At 32.0% G+C, this 15,753-nt stretch carries 14 protein-coding genes; 9 read left to right on the forward strand and 5 right to left on the reverse strand.

Features of this window, described 5'->3' with window-relative positions:
• Positions 1-102: 102 nt before the first annotated feature.
• From DFQ10_RS02520 to DFQ10_RS02530, 3 genes are all read left to right on the forward strand, one after another.
• Positions 103-384, forward strand: coding sequence for an STAS domain-containing protein (locus tag DFQ10_RS02520; RefSeq protein ID WP_115815854.1), 282 nt, complete (start codon positions 103-105; stop codon positions 382-384).
• A 31-nt stretch (positions 385-415) separates the two neighbouring features.
• On the forward strand, positions 416-1,657 hold the full coding sequence (locus DFQ10_RS02525; RefSeq protein WP_115815855.1) for an oligosaccharide flippase family protein: 1,242 nt from the start codon (positions 416-418) through the stop codon (positions 1,655-1,657).
• Between the two features lie 477 nt (positions 1,658-2,134).
• Positions 2,135-3,340, forward strand: coding sequence for a glycosyltransferase (locus DFQ10_RS02530; RefSeq protein WP_115815856.1), 1,206 nt, complete (start codon positions 2,135-2,137; stop codon positions 3,338-3,340).
• A 241-nt stretch (positions 3,341-3,581) separates the two neighbouring features.
• Here the strand turns inward: DFQ10_RS02530 and DFQ10_RS02535 are convergent, their stop codons facing one another.
• From DFQ10_RS02535 to DFQ10_RS02545, 3 genes are read right to left on the reverse strand one after another with little or no spacing between them, the layout of a single operon-like run.
• Positions 3,582-5,096: a glycoside hydrolase family 2 TIM barrel-domain containing protein gene (locus tag DFQ10_RS02535; RefSeq protein ID WP_115815857.1), complete on the reverse strand. Its 1,515-nt coding sequence runs from the start codon at positions 5,094-5,096 to the stop codon at positions 3,582-3,584.
• Complete coding sequence (locus DFQ10_RS02540) at positions 5,090-6,307, reverse strand: hypothetical protein (protein ID WP_115815858.1); 1,218 nt, start codon at positions 6,305-6,307, stop codon at positions 5,090-5,092. The genes DFQ10_RS02535 and DFQ10_RS02540 overlap by 7 nt, the downstream gene beginning before the upstream one ends.
• The gene (locus DFQ10_RS02545) at positions 6,307-9,396 is read right to left on the reverse strand and encodes a hypothetical protein (RefSeq protein WP_115815859.1); all 3,090 of its coding nucleotides are present in this window, start codon (positions 9,394-9,396) and stop codon (positions 6,307-6,309) included. Before DFQ10_RS02545 ends, DFQ10_RS02540 begins: the two co-directional genes overlap by 1 nt.
• A gap of 182 nt (positions 9,397-9,578) precedes the next feature.
• Between DFQ10_RS02545 and DFQ10_RS02550 the strand changes: the two genes are divergently transcribed.
• The 6 genes from DFQ10_RS02550 to DFQ10_RS02575 all read left to right on the forward strand — a co-directional run bounded on the left by DFQ10_RS02550 (position 9,579) and on the right by DFQ10_RS02575 (position 13,906).
• Positions 9,579-10,763, forward strand: coding sequence for a response regulator (locus DFQ10_RS02550; RefSeq protein ID WP_115815860.1), 1,185 nt, complete (start codon positions 9,579-9,581; stop codon positions 10,761-10,763).
• Between the two features lie 27 nt (positions 10,764-10,790).
• Positions 10,791-11,276 (forward strand): glycosyltransferase family protein, encoded by a 486-nt coding sequence (locus DFQ10_RS02555; RefSeq protein ID WP_115815861.1) that lies wholly within the window; start codon positions 10,791-10,793, stop codon positions 11,274-11,276.
• A gap of 12 nt (positions 11,277-11,288) precedes the next feature.
• Entirely contained in the window at positions 11,289-12,269 is a 981-nt protein-coding gene (locus tag DFQ10_RS02560; protein ID WP_115815862.1) for a type I phosphomannose isomerase catalytic subunit, read from the forward strand.
• A 71-nt stretch (positions 12,270-12,340) separates the two neighbouring features.
• A complete protein-coding gene (locus DFQ10_RS02565; RefSeq protein WP_115815863.1) occupies positions 12,341-12,916 on the forward strand; it encodes a PhnA domain-containing protein in 576 nt (191 codons plus the stop codon).
• 177 nt (positions 12,917-13,093) lie between these two features.
• Entirely contained in the window at positions 13,094-13,357 is a 264-nt protein-coding gene (locus tag DFQ10_RS02570; RefSeq protein WP_115815864.1) for a DUF1272 domain-containing protein, read from the forward strand.
• A 222-nt stretch (positions 13,358-13,579) separates the two neighbouring features.
• The gene (locus tag DFQ10_RS02575; RefSeq protein WP_115815865.1) at positions 13,580-13,906 is read left to right on the forward strand and encodes a hypothetical protein; all 327 of its coding nucleotides are present in this window, start codon (positions 13,580-13,582) and stop codon (positions 13,904-13,906) included.
• 100 nt (positions 13,907-14,006) lie between these two features.
• On the opposite strand, the gene DFQ10_RS02580 is transcribed toward DFQ10_RS02575, so the two are convergent.
• Together DFQ10_RS02580 and DFQ10_RS02585 are read right to left on the reverse strand one after the other, a co-directional pair.
• A complete protein-coding gene (locus tag DFQ10_RS02580; RefSeq protein ID WP_115815866.1) occupies positions 14,007-14,477 on the reverse strand; it encodes a YybH family protein in 471 nt (156 codons plus the stop codon).
• 82 nt (positions 14,478-14,559) lie between these two features.
• On the reverse strand, positions 14,560-15,660 hold the full coding sequence (locus DFQ10_RS02585) for a DUF4407 domain-containing protein (protein WP_115815867.1): 1,101 nt from the start codon (positions 15,658-15,660) through the stop codon (positions 14,560-14,562).
• Positions 15,661-15,753 lie beyond the last annotated feature (93 nt).

Here is a 15,753-nt window from a genome sequence, read left to right on the forward strand (position 1 = left end):
TACACCAACTTACCATCCGTCGAAATAGAAAGCACATACATGGAAATACGCTTGATATTTGCGTCAGAATTAAACAAATAACCATTAAAAAATAACAAAATTATGGCACTTACAATTAAAGAACATCACGGTTTATTTTCAGTAGCAGGATCAATTAATGCAACTACTGCAAAACACTTTCAAACACATTTTGAAAATATTTTAAATGTATCTGGAGACCTCACTATAGATATTGAAAACATCAACGAAATTGATGAAGACGGAATCAATGCAATTAGAGTTTTGTATAACAATGCTTTAAACTTTGATAGAGGTTTTCTAATAATAGGAAACGTTTCACAAAGCATTTTTGAAAGCATAAGAAGTATTAAAGTTGCCGCATAATACTATACAGTAAAAATTAAAACAAAACATCATGCAATTATTAACAGCAATCAAATATAGAAAGTTAACGCCAGAACAATTATTTATGGTCAGCGTGTTGGCTGTAAACGGAGGAAACTATTTGTACAACCTAATTTTAGGTCGTCTTTTAGGGCCAACGGCTTTTGCTGATGCTGCAGTACTAATTACATTTTTATTAGTATTGTCATTTGTTGCTATGACGTTTCAGTTAGTAACGGCAAAATTCTCAGTGTTATTTGAGAACGAATTGTTTAAGAATTTTATAGCCAGAGTATACCAACAAGCTTTTGCCGTTGGAATAGGATTAGGCATTCTAATTATAGCATTCGCTTCACAATTACAAGCATTGTTTAATACATCGTCTTCAACCATGTTTATCATTTTTGGTTGTGGAGTGCCACTTTACTTTTTAATGAGTGTAAACAGAGGAGCGTTTCAAGGTAAAAAAGCTTTTAAATCTTTATCGATAACCTATCAAGGAGAAATGTTAAGTCGATTGGTGATTACCTTAGGCTTAATACTTTTATTAGATATTCAGTCTTCAGCAGTTATTGCAATTGGGATTTTACTATCGTTTGTATTTGGGTTGTTTCCTTTTAAGATGAAACAAATCAGTTTTAAAAAACCAGCAGCTTTAGATGCTAAGTATAGTAAGCAAATTAAAAACTTCTTTTTACTGACAGCTTTTTACGAGCTTACTCAGATTATTATTAATAACAGTGACATCTTATTGGTAAAACATTATTTTGAGTCATACGAAGCAGGTTTATATGCGTCATTAGCATTAATTGGCAGAATTGTTTATTTCATTGCCTGGATGTTTGTAATGTTGTTATTACCAGCTGTGGTAGAACTTAAAAAGGAAGGTAAGGAAACAGCTTCAGTGTTATTTAAGTATGTTGGTTATATCGCAGCAATATCTATTGTGATTGTGTTTACATGTTTAGCTTTTCCAGAATTGATTATTAATATACTTTTTGGAGAACAATACATTGCTATGGCACCTTTACTATGGAAATACGCCATTGCAACTTCTATGTTTGCCATTTCTAACATCTTTGCTTATTACTATTTGTCTTTAGATAAGTATGTGCCAGTTATTATTTCTGGTGTCTTTGGGATGCTACAAATGGTATTGGTTATCTTTTTTCACGATAGTTTAGAGCAAGTAGTACACATGCAAATTGTAGCCATGCTTTTACTTTTAGTGATTCAATTATCATTCTTTGTTTTTGATTCTAAGAAGAAGTAAAAGATAATTCAGTTTTCATTTATATTGATTCTTCGGTCATTATTCGCACTGAATGACAGCGCGCACTTGTCATTAGCAATTAATATATTATTCAAAATAGTTTTGCCCTTCAGAGCAAAGCGAAGAATCTCAATTATTTCAGAATTGAATCGAAAACCAATTTAAGATTAAATCTCAAAATCAGATTCATCTATTCTTCATTCTTCTAAATTATTGTGTGTAAATCTCCTTCCAATTATTAGTCTATTAATTAGCACTAATAACAAAACGATATCCAAATCACAGTTATAATCCTATTGCTAATCATATCGTTAAGTGTTTTTTTGACTTAAAATAACTGAACTTAGAAAAGCTTTATCTAAGGTTTAATTCCATTCATCTACAGTAAAAGTCGTCCTATCGAAACTCTCAAAAATCAGCCAATTAAAACCCCAAATTTGCAGTGTAATTAATTAAAACCTAAAAAAAAGTAAGATTATGAAACTAGCAATAGTAACGGCATATCCACCGAGTAAAGTCACTTTAAATGAGTATGCTTACCATTTGGTAAAACAGTTTAGACAAAAGGAAGAGATAACAGAACTCGTTTTATTAACCGATAGAACTGAAGGAGAGAAGGATATTGAATTTAAAGAATTCGGTTGTAAGATTACAGTAAAAGAATGTTGGTCTTTTAATAGCTATAAAAACTTGTTTTCAGTAACTAAAGCGATTAATAAAACACAACCAGACGCTGTATTGTTCAACTTACAGTTTATGAAGTTTGGAGATAAGAAAATTGCAGCAGCATTAGGCTTAATGTTGCCATTGGTTTGTAAATTAAAGAAGATCCCTAACATCGTTTTACTTCACAACATACTTGAAGAAGTTGATTTAGGAAGTGCAGGTTTTACATCTAACAAAGTAATGCAGAATATCTACGGGTTTATAGGAACGAGCTTAACAAAGCTTATTTTAAAAGCCGATGTCGTTGCAGTAACTATGCAAAAGTATGTGAATATTTTAGAATTAAAATATCTGTCACCGAATGTAGAATTAATCCCTCATGGAACGTTTGAAATTTTAGACGAACCAGATTATACACTTCCAGAAGGTCCACTGCAAATTATGACTTTCGGAAAATTTGGAACCTACAAAAAAGTAGAAGGAATGATTGAAGCTGTAGAATTAGTGAGAGCTAAAACAGGTTTAGATTTAGAAGTTGTAATTGCAGGAACAGATAACCCAAATGTACCAGGTTATTTAGCAAAAGTGCAAGAAGATTATAAGCATGTACCTAATGTAAGATTTACAGGTTATGTAGAAGAAAGTGAAGTGCCAAAACTATTTAATGAAAGTGCAGTGGTTGTTTTTCCGTATACATCTACAACCGGAAGTTCAGGAGTTTTACATCAAGCTGGTAGTTATGGTAAAGCCGTAGTGATGCCAGATCTAGGCGACTTAGCATTGTTAATTCAAGATGAAGGCTACAAAGGAGAATTTTTTGATCCAACAAGTGTAGAAAGTTTAGCCAACGCTATAGAAGGAATTGTTACAAATGAATCTTATAGATTATTCCTTGCTAGAGCCAATTATAAAGCTGCAACAGCACACCCAATGTCGCAAATTGCAGATATGTACTTAGAGCAATTCAATAAAATTATAGAAAAAAAAACTACTCATAGTGCCGTGTTGTCATCATAATGTACACTATCATATTTAACTAATTAGTACAGGTCAACCTACAAAGATCTTAATTAATGTTACTACTTAGATGTGTAATCGAAATCACCCTTTTTTGCCCCAATTAATTACAAAACCTACTAACAATTAGAATAACCTAAATTCTGATTGTAATTTATAAGCATGCAGAACTGAAGAATCTTTAATAGATAGCGTTAAGCTTAACAAGAGATTCTTCAATGCAGACTTAATTTAAAATACATTAATTAGAAATGTATTTAAACGACGCCTTTTTTGCCCCATTATTATCAATAAACCCAAAACGTTTTTGGGTATTACGACGCCAAGGACGACTACCTACAACATCTGTTGGCACATCCGTAAAATCATATAAGGTCCAAGACATAAATTGCAAATTATTAGCTGCAATTTGTTCTTGGATTTTTTTGTGATAATTGGCTTGGTCTTCATCAGATGAGCCTAAAGGTTTCCAAAAACCAGAATATGAAGACAATCCAAATTCCTGAAGTACTAGAGGTTTGTTAGGTATTTCGGTTTTCATTGTTTTTATAGCAGCATCTAGTTTTTCTAAATCTTCGTAATAATGAAACGATATAAAATCTACTTTGTCTTTTAAAATTGAAGCACTTTGTGTGTTAGACCATCCAATGGTAACAGGATGCACATTGTCTACTGATTTCACTAAATCAATCATATTATCTAACCAAGCAATCACAACGGCTTTTTGTCTAGATTCAAAATCTAAATTCGGTTCGTTTTTAATATCCCAAGCTAAGAGTGCGTTATGGTCTTTTACAGCTTCAACTATGGCTTCTGCGTGTCGTTGATTTAACGTCCAACTCATTACTGAATAATCGCCATAAAAATCAAATAACGTTAAAACAACTTTTAAATTATGAGCATCTGCTGCATCTAAAGTCTGTTTAAGCTTCTCTAGTTTTTTAGGATTTACATGTTCTTTTCCAAAGTCTTCATATTGCACAAACAGTCGTACCGAATTTAAACCGGCATCTTTAATAATTTTAAAGTCTTTAGAAATGGTATCCACGGAAAATTCATCTCCAAACATATTCCAAGGATTGGCTTGTGGATAGTAGTTAATGCCTTTTATATTTAAATTGTCTACTGAAATTGGTTCGGTCTTATTATCATAAATATCAGCGTCTTCCTTAACCATATGCCTAATACGCCAAAACCCATCTTCTAATAAAAATACGATTTTGTAGTTAGAGGTTTCCGTAGTTTCTAAAACTAATTTTTCAGCTTTAAAAACACGTTTGTATTCTATAACATTTCGGTCTGTAATAACAGCTAACTGTCCATCTTGACTAAAAAACTCTAAAGTAGGATTGTGCTTAAGTGTGGTTGCTTCAATAGTTATATTTTCAGCTTTATTTAATTCAATAAAACTATATAAATTTTCTCTAGCACTGTCGGTGTAGTAATCTTTAATACCTGCGGTTTTATTGGTGTTATATGCAATTTGTTTTACATACCAAGCATCTAAATAATCGCTTTGTAAAGCGTTTAAAGTTTGGTTATCCATTGGTCGGCCTTCGTTTTTTAAAGGTTCCCAACTAACTTTTGGTAAATATTGTTCTACTTTCTGAATTTCGGTGTGCAACATGGTGCTTCGGTCTGCACCTGTATTTAGATAACTAAATAATGCGCTTACACCAGAAATGATTAGGGCTACAATCATAATATATGAGGCAATTAATATGGTACGCGTTATGTTTTTGCTAAGACCTACCATAGTTTTTTTGTTTTAAATTCTTTTGATATTCCGGCAGTTTCAATGGTAAAATCATAGTTGCCATGGTTGTAAATAGCGGACTTTAATTTGAAATTAACATAACCATTAAATGAGGTTTTGGTTAATGTTTCAATACGCGAATTATTTTTGTAAATATGAAGTTTTACATGCAATCCATCCGGAATCATTTGTTGCATAAAGCTTTGTAATGGTCCAACGGTTATCAACCTGTTTTTTTCAGAAAAGGCAACATCAAAATCTTTAATAACTTGTTTGTAATCCACTGAAATACTATTACTCTCAGACATGCCATCTACATAGGCTTTAACGTTCCAATTATCTTCATAATCTGGATGAATCATTTTTGAAGTTGCAATGCCATCAATAGTTGTACCTGTGGTTTTTAAAATATTTTGATTTTTGTTTTTTATAAAAAACGTCACAAAAGTGCCATCACTGACTACATTGTTTTGCTTGTCTTTTATAATTGAAGTGGTAAATGTGGTTATCTGATTTCCATCTGCATAATCATGTGGTCTGGTTGCAGAAATTTTGAAATCTGTTGGGATTGCAGGCATGACATTAATGGTGAATTCTTTAGAATTAATACCAATACTTTCTGAAGAGACTAACATGCGTCCACTTTCTTTTTTAGAATAGATATTTCTATATGCGATTAAGTTTTTAGTGAAAATATCATCCGTTTCTTCTGAAGTTAAAAATTGATGCTTGGCATTTACTAAGGTGTTTGTGGGTACAGGATTGTCTAATGAATCTGTTGGAATTACAACTAACATGGTGTAATCTGTTTCGCCAGCTTCAATACTTGGTGGACCAATATAGGTTTCTAACGTTGCCACTTCTGCTTTTGGGTTGATGTTTAATTGACCCGAAAGCGGATTGGTTTCATTTAACAATTTCCAATTTACGACACCTATTTTTTTGGTAATGTTTTCAGGAATATAAAATTCTAGAATATTGTTTTTTAATGTTGAAGAAATTACGGTAGAACCATAACTGTTAGAGCAATATAATAAAGGTTGTTCCTTTTTAGAAGTCGAAAATTTTAAAATAATGCTACTGCCAACTTCAAACTCAGTTTGTGTGGTTAGTAATTCAATTTTATTTAGCGTTTCATTTTGTTGTACAACTGCAAATGATGATAATAAAATCAAACCTAAAAGAAGTAAATATGTACGTTTTAATATCATTAATTAGGACTTCCGATATACGTGTTAATTTCTATTTTAATATAACTAAAATCAGGATGGTCAATAGCTTGTAATTGCGCATTGGTATGATTTAATATTCTATTTGGTACTATTTTATTCGCTATATCTTCGTTAGGTAAACCATTAACAAAAATGTTTTTCATGCTATCGTTAATGATTTTCACTTTACCATCTTTTAATATAGTGTATTCAAAATTTTGCTTACGTTGTTGTCTAACGCCAGCTTTTACAAATAAATGGTCTACCCAAACCATGTTTTTGTTTTCGTCGTAATACGTTATTAATAGTTGAGGTATGGTTATTTCCTGGATGCCACTATTAAAAAGATTGCCATTCATGGTTTCTTTCTTTATATTGATATCGCTTAAAACTACGTTTTTATACAAATCAGAGCCAGAGACATTTCCTGCTACCTGTAAGTTGAATTTAGTAGGTTGTTCTTCAAATTCAATAGGTGTAAATTCATCTGGATTAAATGTATCTGGAATAGAATCTTGGGTTCTAGACCAAGCGATACCTTCAAAATTAATTCGGAAACTACTAGATTCTTTAGGCATCAATTTGTGCTTCACGTGATACTTAGCATTATATGTTGCTAGTTCCTTATTGTCATCGTTATATAGTGTTCCTTTTAAAATAACATCTGCAGGTACATTATCTATATTTTGCACTTCACCAATAATAGCATAGCTACCATCATATTGTACCAATTTTGCTGAAACGACCTCTAAAACGGGTTGTTTTAAAATGTCTTCGTGATGGGTTTGTTCGGTAGTAATACGTCGTCTTCCTTGGTTAAAATACTGTGTTGTATTGTCTGAATATAATTGGTCTGGCGGCAAATCGTTTTTTAAATCGTCTGGGTGTAAATACCATTTTCCTTTACGTTTGGATAACGTTTTATAGTCAACTTTTTCAATTTTTTCTAAAGGTGTAATCCATTGGCTTATCACTTTTGCAGAGACCGTACTATCGTTATGTTTTGTAATTTCGGTTTCTATGGCATCCATTTTAGCATAGCTACTTAAGAGTCCATCCGTCACAGAAATTTCTAACATGTATTGCGCAATAGGAATGGTATTGTTTGGGTCGATTAAACTATGTGCTTTTTCAAACTCTTTAAAATCTAGAGCATCATAATACGCAATTATGGCATTTTCTGGACTACGTTGTGAGTCGTTTTTTAAATAGAATAAATAAATACCATAAAACACAATGATGGCTAAAATTAGCGACCATATGTGTGTGATTCGTAATACCGTTTTATTAAATTTTTTATAGGAAACAGAAAAGTTTAAAAAGTCTGGAAGTGGTTTAATGCGTGTTTTCAGCATGTTAACCCAAAGCATTTGTATGTTTAAAATAAACGCAATCAGAACGGTTAAAAATGGCACAATTCCCCAATGAATCTTTAGCCATTTAGCAACATCTTCTTTAGGTAAAATGGATGAAACAGGTGGAATATTGAGACGTTCCCAAACCATAATGCCGTTTTCTAATTGTCGCAAACGTTGCCAACCACAGAAGTAGAGGATAGGGTCGTAAAACTTGTCGTTAGAAAAAATGTATTTGAGGTTGTATTTTTCTGGTGTGGTTAAAAATTGCTGAAGTGAACCAATACCTGCAACACCTTTAAATTTAGAATTTTCTAATCGCTCAATTGGTCGTGTAGTTAATTCTGGTAATCGCCTTGCAGAATGGTAATTTCCATCTACAGTCATAGCATTGGTTTGAGCACTCAACCAAGCCATTTGGTCACCAAAACCTAAAGTTAAAAATCGCCATTTATCGTGGTCATCTTGATTTAAGAAATTCACAATAGGCAACATCTTTATTTTCTGTGGTTGCGATGGTCTAAAGTAATTTAAACTCATGGTAAATACGACCATAAACACCATTAAGCCAGCTAAAATGCCGCCAATAATTCTGTGGTAAACTGCTCCGAACTTCTCTTGGATTAATTTTTTTAAATCGCCTTCTACAAAACGATAGGCAAATTCTCCCATTAACGGAATGGATAAGATAGAAGCCCAAAGCGTAAAACGGTCTAGCGTTAGAATGTTAAATGCGGTTTCACCTAACATTTTTAATGGAATAGAGGTTGTGCCTCCTGTTCCTAAAATGGTACAAATAGTAACCGATAAACCAAAAAACAAATAACGTTTGCTATAGTATCTGTAAAATATATATGGTAGCAATACCAATAAGATTCCCCAAGGAATAAGAAAGAAAACTAATCCGGAAGATGTGATTTCTAAAAAATTATCTCTAGAACCATGTGGAATTGGAACCTGAGTAATTGGGTTGGCTTTAGAGTTTAACCAATATGGAAAAATGCAACCTATAATTAAAACTAGAGATAACATCCCAAAGCTCACAATACGTTTAAAGAGCTTGAAAAAAGTATTCAGAAATAGTTTAAAATTCACTTCTTTCATTGAGTTCACCTGCTCTCTAGAAACATCCATAATTACCATACCTATTAAAGGAAAGATGAAAAAGACCATTCCAAAAATGGGTGTCACATGATGCGAAGTCACGGTCACAGCAATTAGAGATAATGAAGTTGCTAAATACCATTTCTTGCCTGTTTTTAACCAAAGATAGATTTCTGGTAAGGCATGCATTAATACTGAGACACCAACAATGCTTGGTAATTGCCCAAAAATATGCAAGGTTTCTACAAACGATGATGAAAATACTGCTAATAGAGAGGCGTAGCCTGCAACGGTTTTATTGCCTGTCATTAATAAAGAGAAACGATACGTTCCTGTTATAAAAAGTACAATAGCTATTAGTGCAACACTAAACATCCCAAACTTTAAGCCACCAATCATAGAGAGTAGTCCTATAGATTGATGTACCAAAGGTGGATAACTCTGTACGGTAAAACCTGTGTACCACTCATAATTCCATGGTTCAAACCAACTATTAGCATAGTGGTCTGCAAAGAATAAATGGATTAAGGCATCATAAGTAGTTTCCAAAGTAAAAAATATGGAACTACCATGAAATGCTAATCCTAAAAGCAGTGCAGATATTAAGTATTTATTTGAGGTTTCCTTCATTAAAAGCCTAAGCTATATTGATATGGTAAAGATATATAATTTAGATAGTGGTTCTATTTTTAATTGTCTATAGCAATCTACCATTCGTCTACACTAAAATATAGGTTCGGCTAAATTTAAATTTTAGAGCCTTCTTCTCAAGTACTTTTGACCTGTAAATAACAAACAAAATATCATTTATTATGAAAATATTAGCCATCGACGACCAACAATTAGTTTTGCTTCCATTAGAGAAAAGATTATTAGAATTTGGTTACGAAGTGAAAATAGAAACCGATGCTTCTAAAGGATTAGAGTTGTATGATACATTTAATCCAGATTTAGTAATTGTAGATATCAACATGCCTGGAGTGTCAGGATTAGAAGTGGTAAAGTATATCAGAAATACTAAAAATGATGAAACGCCAATAATGGTTCTTTCAGGTAATACTAAAGATGATACCATCACTCAAGCTTTTGAACTTGGTATTGATGATTATATGAAAAAGCCTTTAAGCTTAAACGAAATTAGTGCTCGTGTAAAACGCTTAATTGGTACGCCAGAAACGAAAAATATCATTACAAAAAGTGATGTAATGATTCAAGAACGTTGTGTTGGTGTTGTTATTCCTTGTTATAATGAAGAAGAACGTTTGTTAAGTGATGAGTTTATTAGCTATATCGATAAGAATTCTGGTTATCATTTGTGTTTTGTAAATGACGGAAGTAAAGATAAAACCTTAGAAGTTTTAAAAGACTTACAAAAAGGAAGAGAAGATTTTATCACAGTATATGATTGTGAAAAAAATGGAGGAAAAGCTGAAGCGGTTCGTTTAGGAATGTTGCACATGGCTAAAAAGGAAGATTTAGATTATATCGGATTTTTAGATGCCGATTTATCTACAGACTTAGCAGATTTTGATGATTTGGTAAAAACTATTGAAACTTCAGATTTTAAAATTGTAAGTGGTTCGCGTATTTCTAGAATGGGAGCAAATATTACTAAAGAATCTGCACGAAAAATAATCAGTTTAACCATCAACTTTATTATAAGAAAGATTTTAAAAATGGATTTTAAAGACACGCAATGTGGTGCAAAAATTTTCCATAAAGATGTTATTGATATTGCCTTTGGCGAAAAGTTTGTAACGCAATGGATTTTTGATGTAGAAATCTTTAAAAGAATGAGTATCCACTTCGGGTTAAAGAAAGCAAAAGCCATGTTATGTGAGCAACCATTAAAAAGATGGATACATGCTGATGGTTCTAAATTATCTATGAAAGATTCCGTAAAGATTGTTGGTCAATTAGGTCAAATAGCTTGGGTGTATAGAAATAAAAAGCAAAACACAAAAGCAGCAGTTTCAAACAACTTAAAAGTAGCCTAATTACAACCTTTATTAAATCCCTAAATCATGAAAACCGGTATTATTATAATCTTTCACAATAATGAAAAAGAAATGGACACTGACTATTTTATTGAACAAATTCAGCAGACACGAAATTTAGAATTGTGTCTTGTAAATAATGATAGTAAAGATAATACCTATGGTTTGTTAAGGGATGTAAAGGATGAATGTGATAATGTTTCGGTAGTTAATGTTAGAAAATTTAAGTCAGATATGGCTGCCGTAAAAGCAGGAGCAAGATATATGTTTAGTGAGTTTGACTTAAAGCATTTAGGTTATGTTTCTACTAATATGTTAAACATTAAATACCATGGATTAAATGGTTTAATTGAAGTCATAACCGAAAATCAAGACGCTATTTTAAATTATAAAATCAAGACTTTAAAAAAGAAACAAACCTTATTTCAAAGCTTATTCTCATTGCTAGATTATCTAAAAAAAATAAGAGAAAATAACACTTTCATCAATGTTCAATATCAAAGAAACCTTTAAAAAGAAAAAATCATGCAAGCATATCCAATAAAATTCGCACCAATACTAAAAGAGAAAATTTGGGGAGGAGAAAAGCTTTCTAATATTTTAAATAAAAAATCAGATTCAAAAAATATTGGTGAAAGCTGGGAGATCTCTGGTGTGGAAGATAATATTTCAATGGTTTCTAATGGACTTTACAAAGGGAAATCTTTAAACGATCTTATAAAATCTCATAAAAGTGAGTTTTTAGGAAAAAAAAATATTGACACTTTTGGAGAGCATTTTCCGTTATTAATTAAGTTTTTAGATGCTAAAACCAATTTATCTGTGCAAGTACATCCAGATGATGAAATGGCAAAAGCACATCACAATTCCTTTGGTAAAACTGAAATGTGGTACATAATGAATAGTGATGAAGATGCGGAGATTGTATTAGGCTTAAAAGATAATGACTTAGATAAAAATGTATTAGGAGATATTAATGCGTCTAACGTTAATGATATATTCAATACAGAACAGGTAAAACAAGGTGATAGCTATTTTATTCCAGCTGGAAAAATCCATGCAATAGGAGCAGGAGTTTTAGCTGCCGAAATTCAACAAACGAGCGACATTACGTATCGTGTTTATGATTGGGATAGAACTGATGTTAACGGTCATCAAAGAGATTTACATACAGAGGCTGCAATAAAAGCCACCAAATCTTTTCCTTCAACCGGAAAAAGTAATTACCAATTAGAAGCCGATAAAACAAGTAATTTAGTTGATTGTGAATATTTTACAACTAATATTTTTGAAGTCAAATTAAATCAAAAACGAGATTATAGAAATTTAGATTCGTTTGTCATATTTATGTGTGTTGAAGGTAGTGCAGAAGTTACAATAGATAATGTAACAGAAACGGTAACCATGGGTGAGACTATTTTAATACCCGCAAATACGGATTCGGTAACATTTAATTCCGAAGGATCAAAACTACTTGAAGTTTTCATAGACAAGTTTGTGTTATAGTTGTAAAAGGATTTCTTAAAAAGGACTTAAAGTCTTAATTAATTTTACATTTGCATAATACAATATTTATTATGTCATTAGAAAGAGAATTACAACAGCGCAGTGGCTCTAAATGTGAGCTTTGCGGAAGCGAAGAGAACTTATCTGAATATGCAGTTTCAGATATAAAAGAAAATGGATTAAAGACAGTTTTGTACGCTTGTAAAACCTGTACAGAACAGATGAACGATGCAGACTCTATTGATCCTAATCACTGGAGGTGTCTTAATGATAGTATGTGGAGTGAGCACGATGCAGTAAAAATTATGGCTTGGAGAATGCTTAACAGAATTAAAGCAGACTGGACACAAGATTTGTTGGGTATGATGTATATGGAAGAAGATATCTTAGAATTAGCTAAAGCTTCTGGTGATGGTGAAGATGATGAAAACAAATTGATTCATAGAGATGTTAATGGTGTGATTTTAGAACATGGTGATTCTGTTGTTTTAATTAAAGATCTAAAAGTAAAAGGATCTAGCATGGTAGCCAAACAAGGTACAGCCGTTAGAAATATAAGATTAGATCACGAAAACGAAACCTATATTGAAGGTAGAGTAGATGGTCAGCAAATTGTTATCATTACAGAGTACGTAAAGAAAACCTAATCTGATTTTTTCTTATTGAAAAAATCGAAGCTTAAAGGAATTAGAAAGACCATAAATAAGTACTGTTCGGTAACTAAACCGTAAATTGTAATGCCTGCTAATAGCACCATTAATATTATTTTGTACTTATATTTCATTCTGTAAAAGTAAAAAACATATTTTCAAAATTTTCTATTTGTGTTACAAATAAGACCAACATGTGAAAATTGCAACAAATCATTGCCTCATGATTCTAATGAAGCAATGATTTGTACTTTTGAATGCACGTTTTGTAAGGCTTGTGTAACATTATTAAAAGAAGTTTGCCCTAATTGCGGAGGTGGTTTTGAAAAACGACCAATAAGGCCTTTTCATCTACTAGAAAAATATCCGGTATCTAAAGTGGTTATACATAAGCCAGTAGATATAAAAGCACATCTCCAAAAGCTTAATTATAAGTGATTTATTAAATTGTTTTCCTACAATCTATCTGTTTATATTAGTGTCGTTCATCGAAAAAATAAACAGACTACTTCAAGTAATCTAATCTAAATTACGGTTTGTCGATTTTATAAGAAAGACCCAAGTATAAACCCGATATTGTGGTTATCCCTCTAAATAATAGCAAAAATATTACTGATTAATAGCCCTGAATTAGTATGAACCGCTTAAACATTATTTATTATGGATTTAGAAATCACAAACTACAACAATCGCTTTCAAATTAAAGGAACTTTAAACAAGTTAAACCTTAAAACATTTAATGCGCATTTTGCAAATATCTTTGATAAATTAGATGAGGTGTTATTAGATATAGAACGTGTAAATGCTATAGATAGGGCAGGTGTAATGGCATTAGCTAAACTGCACAATGAATCTATAACTAAATCGAAACGATTATCTATTATTGGTTTAGGTTGCAAAGAATTATATCAGCATTTTAAATCGGAAGAACCAAAGCAGACATCTAGAGATACTAATATTGCTACAGGCAATATTGTAGCCGCTTAACACATACTTTACTTTTGAAAATTATAAAGTGTTTCCAATTCATTTATGGTGATAGATAGATGTTTCGGACACACTTTATTTTTTTAATTCTCAAGTAATTTTAACAAGACATATCAGCAACAATTTTCCATTCACCATTTATCTTCTTAAAGATAATAATGAACACTCCATTAGCGTCACCAACTTTGCGCTTTAGGTGATATTCTCCCATTACCCAATAATTGTCTCCTTCAATTTTAGAAACATCATTAATCACAAAATTAAGTGTACCACTTTCTGCCTTTGTAGGATAACCTTTTTTGTAATTGATTAATGTTTGCTTCCATCCTTTGGTAAGACCATTACTTCCATAAAATTTAAGTGAATCACTTTGCCAATAGCCTTGAATAAAACCTTCTAAGTCGTGATTATTCCATGCAGTTTCTTGTGCTTCCATTACTAATCGAATTCCTGCTTTGGCGTCTGCAACACTAGACGTTGTTTTGCTATTTTGCTCAGTGGTAACATCTGCATTTACACTGATGCAGCTTACAAATAATAAAGCAATCATTGTAGTATAAATAAGTCTCATAAGGTTAAATTATAATTTCAACTTAAAAGTAAGAACTTAATTTTAAACTAAGAGTTTTATTTAGTCACAGATCTCCATAAGCTTAAAGTATCCCTTTCTGCTTCTTCAAAAAGGCATCTGCTTGATGTTGCATTAATTCTCTCGCTTTTTTGCGCTTGTAATTCATAACCTCTTCTTCATCAGCGATTTCATTGTAAACTTTGTTATTGATATCATTATCAGTTTTAACAAGCAATTTACGCTCCGCAACTTGTTGTGTTGTCCAAGCTTTTATGGCAGTTTCTTGGTCTTCTAATTTAAAATCAAACTCACCTTTTGGAGATAATAATTTTGCAATTATAGGAGACGTTTCTATAGCTAGAAATAAGAGGAAAATAAAGAATGAAGGTAACCACGGTAATTTTCCTAAAGCGGTAATACGCGCCATTAAACCATCAAAATTATCAATAACAGGTTGTGTTTCTGCAACATTAGTAGTGTAATCTCCTTGAAGCGTTGCAATTTGAGTTTCTATAGCTTCAATTTTAGCTTTATTATCGGTTTTTAATTGTTGGAGTTCAGTTAGGCCAGCATCGTGTTTGTTTCGTTTTTCTTTATACACAGGACCTTTGCCTAATAGTTTAGTGCCAGCTGTGCCTTCTGCTTCCGAAATGTAGGTGTCGTACAATGCATTGACCTCGGTTTCTTTTAAATCTACTTGAGATTTTAATCCTGCAATCTGACTTTCGAGTTCAGAAATCTTAGGATTAAATTGTTCTGCAATTTGATTTTGATTGGCTAAAGTGAGATCATTTTTTTGCTCTAAAAGAACTTGATTAATTTCCTTTTCAAAAATTTTAAGCTCTAATGGTTTAGAAATGACTACAGCAATAATTACAGCAAGAATAATCCTCGGAGTGGCTTGCAATACTTCATCTATAACATTATCTCTTTTTTTTATGGTTGAAACGATATAGCGATCTAAATTGAAAATAAGTAAACCCCAAATTAATCCAAAAAATATTGAAGAATAGAGATTATCGAAAACAGTGTAAAGTGCATAGCTGGAAGCAATAGTTGCCATAACAGCCGTAAAGAAAACGGTAGCTCCTATGCCAGCGTATTTGTTTTGTTCTCCTATGGAACAGTCGTTTAAAATATCCGTGTCTGCCCCAGAGCAGAGGATGAAGAATTGTTTTAACATGATTGATCGTTTTTTGATTGACCTAATTTTAGGCTGATTGATTGACTATTAGAACGCTAAAACATGTTTTTTGTTACATGTTTTATCAAAAAA

Origin of the sequence: Winogradskyella eximia, from assembly GCF_003386165.1 — a bacterium.
GTDB classification, from domain to species: Bacteria; Bacteroidota; Bacteroidia; order Flavobacteriales; family Flavobacteriaceae; genus Winogradskyella; species Winogradskyella eximia.

What these genes read in the sequence shown, in the direction of transcription:
- DFQ10_RS02560 (WP_115815862.1), top strand. Translation starts at nt 11,289, where the DNA reads ATGCAAGCATATCCAATAAAATTCGCACCAATACTAAAAGAGAAAATT.
- DFQ10_RS02585 (WP_115815867.1), bottom strand. Translation starts at nt 15,660, where the DNA reads ATGTTAAAACAATTCTTCATCCTCTGCTCTGGGGCAGACACGGATATT.
- DFQ10_RS02580 (WP_115815866.1), bottom strand. Translation starts at nt 14,477, where the DNA reads ATGAGACTTATTTATACTACAATGATTGCTTTATTATTTGTAAGCTGC.
- DFQ10_RS02575 (WP_115815865.1), top strand. Translation starts at nt 13,580, where the DNA reads ATGGATTTAGAAATCACAAACTACAACAATCGCTTTCAAATTAAAGGA.
- DFQ10_RS02565 (WP_115815863.1), top strand. Translation starts at nt 12,341, where the DNA reads ATGTCATTAGAAAGAGAATTACAACAGCGCAGTGGCTCTAAATGTGAG.
- DFQ10_RS02550 (WP_115815860.1), top strand. Translation starts at nt 9,579, where the DNA reads ATGAAAATATTAGCCATCGACGACCAACAATTAGTTTTGCTTCCATTA.
- DFQ10_RS02540 (WP_115815858.1), bottom strand. Translation starts at nt 6,307, where the DNA reads ATGATATTAAAACGTACATATTTACTTCTTTTAGGTTTGATTTTATTA.
- DFQ10_RS02555 (WP_115815861.1), top strand. Translation starts at nt 10,791, where the DNA reads ATGAAAACCGGTATTATTATAATCTTTCACAATAATGAAAAAGAAATG.
- DFQ10_RS02535 (WP_115815857.1), bottom strand. Translation starts at nt 5,096, where the DNA reads ATGGTAGGTCTTAGCAAAAACATAACGCGTACCATATTAATTGCCTCA.
- DFQ10_RS02520 (WP_115815854.1), top strand. Translation starts at nt 103, where the DNA reads ATGGCACTTACAATTAAAGAACATCACGGTTTATTTTCAGTAGCAGGA.
- DFQ10_RS02525 (WP_115815855.1), top strand. Translation starts at nt 416, where the DNA reads ATGCAATTATTAACAGCAATCAAATATAGAAAGTTAACGCCAGAACAA.
- DFQ10_RS02545 (WP_115815859.1), bottom strand. Translation starts at nt 9,396, where the DNA reads ATGAAGGAAACCTCAAATAAATACTTAATATCTGCACTGCTTTTAGGA.
- DFQ10_RS02530 (WP_115815856.1), top strand. Translation starts at nt 2,135, where the DNA reads ATGAAACTAGCAATAGTAACGGCATATCCACCGAGTAAAGTCACTTTA.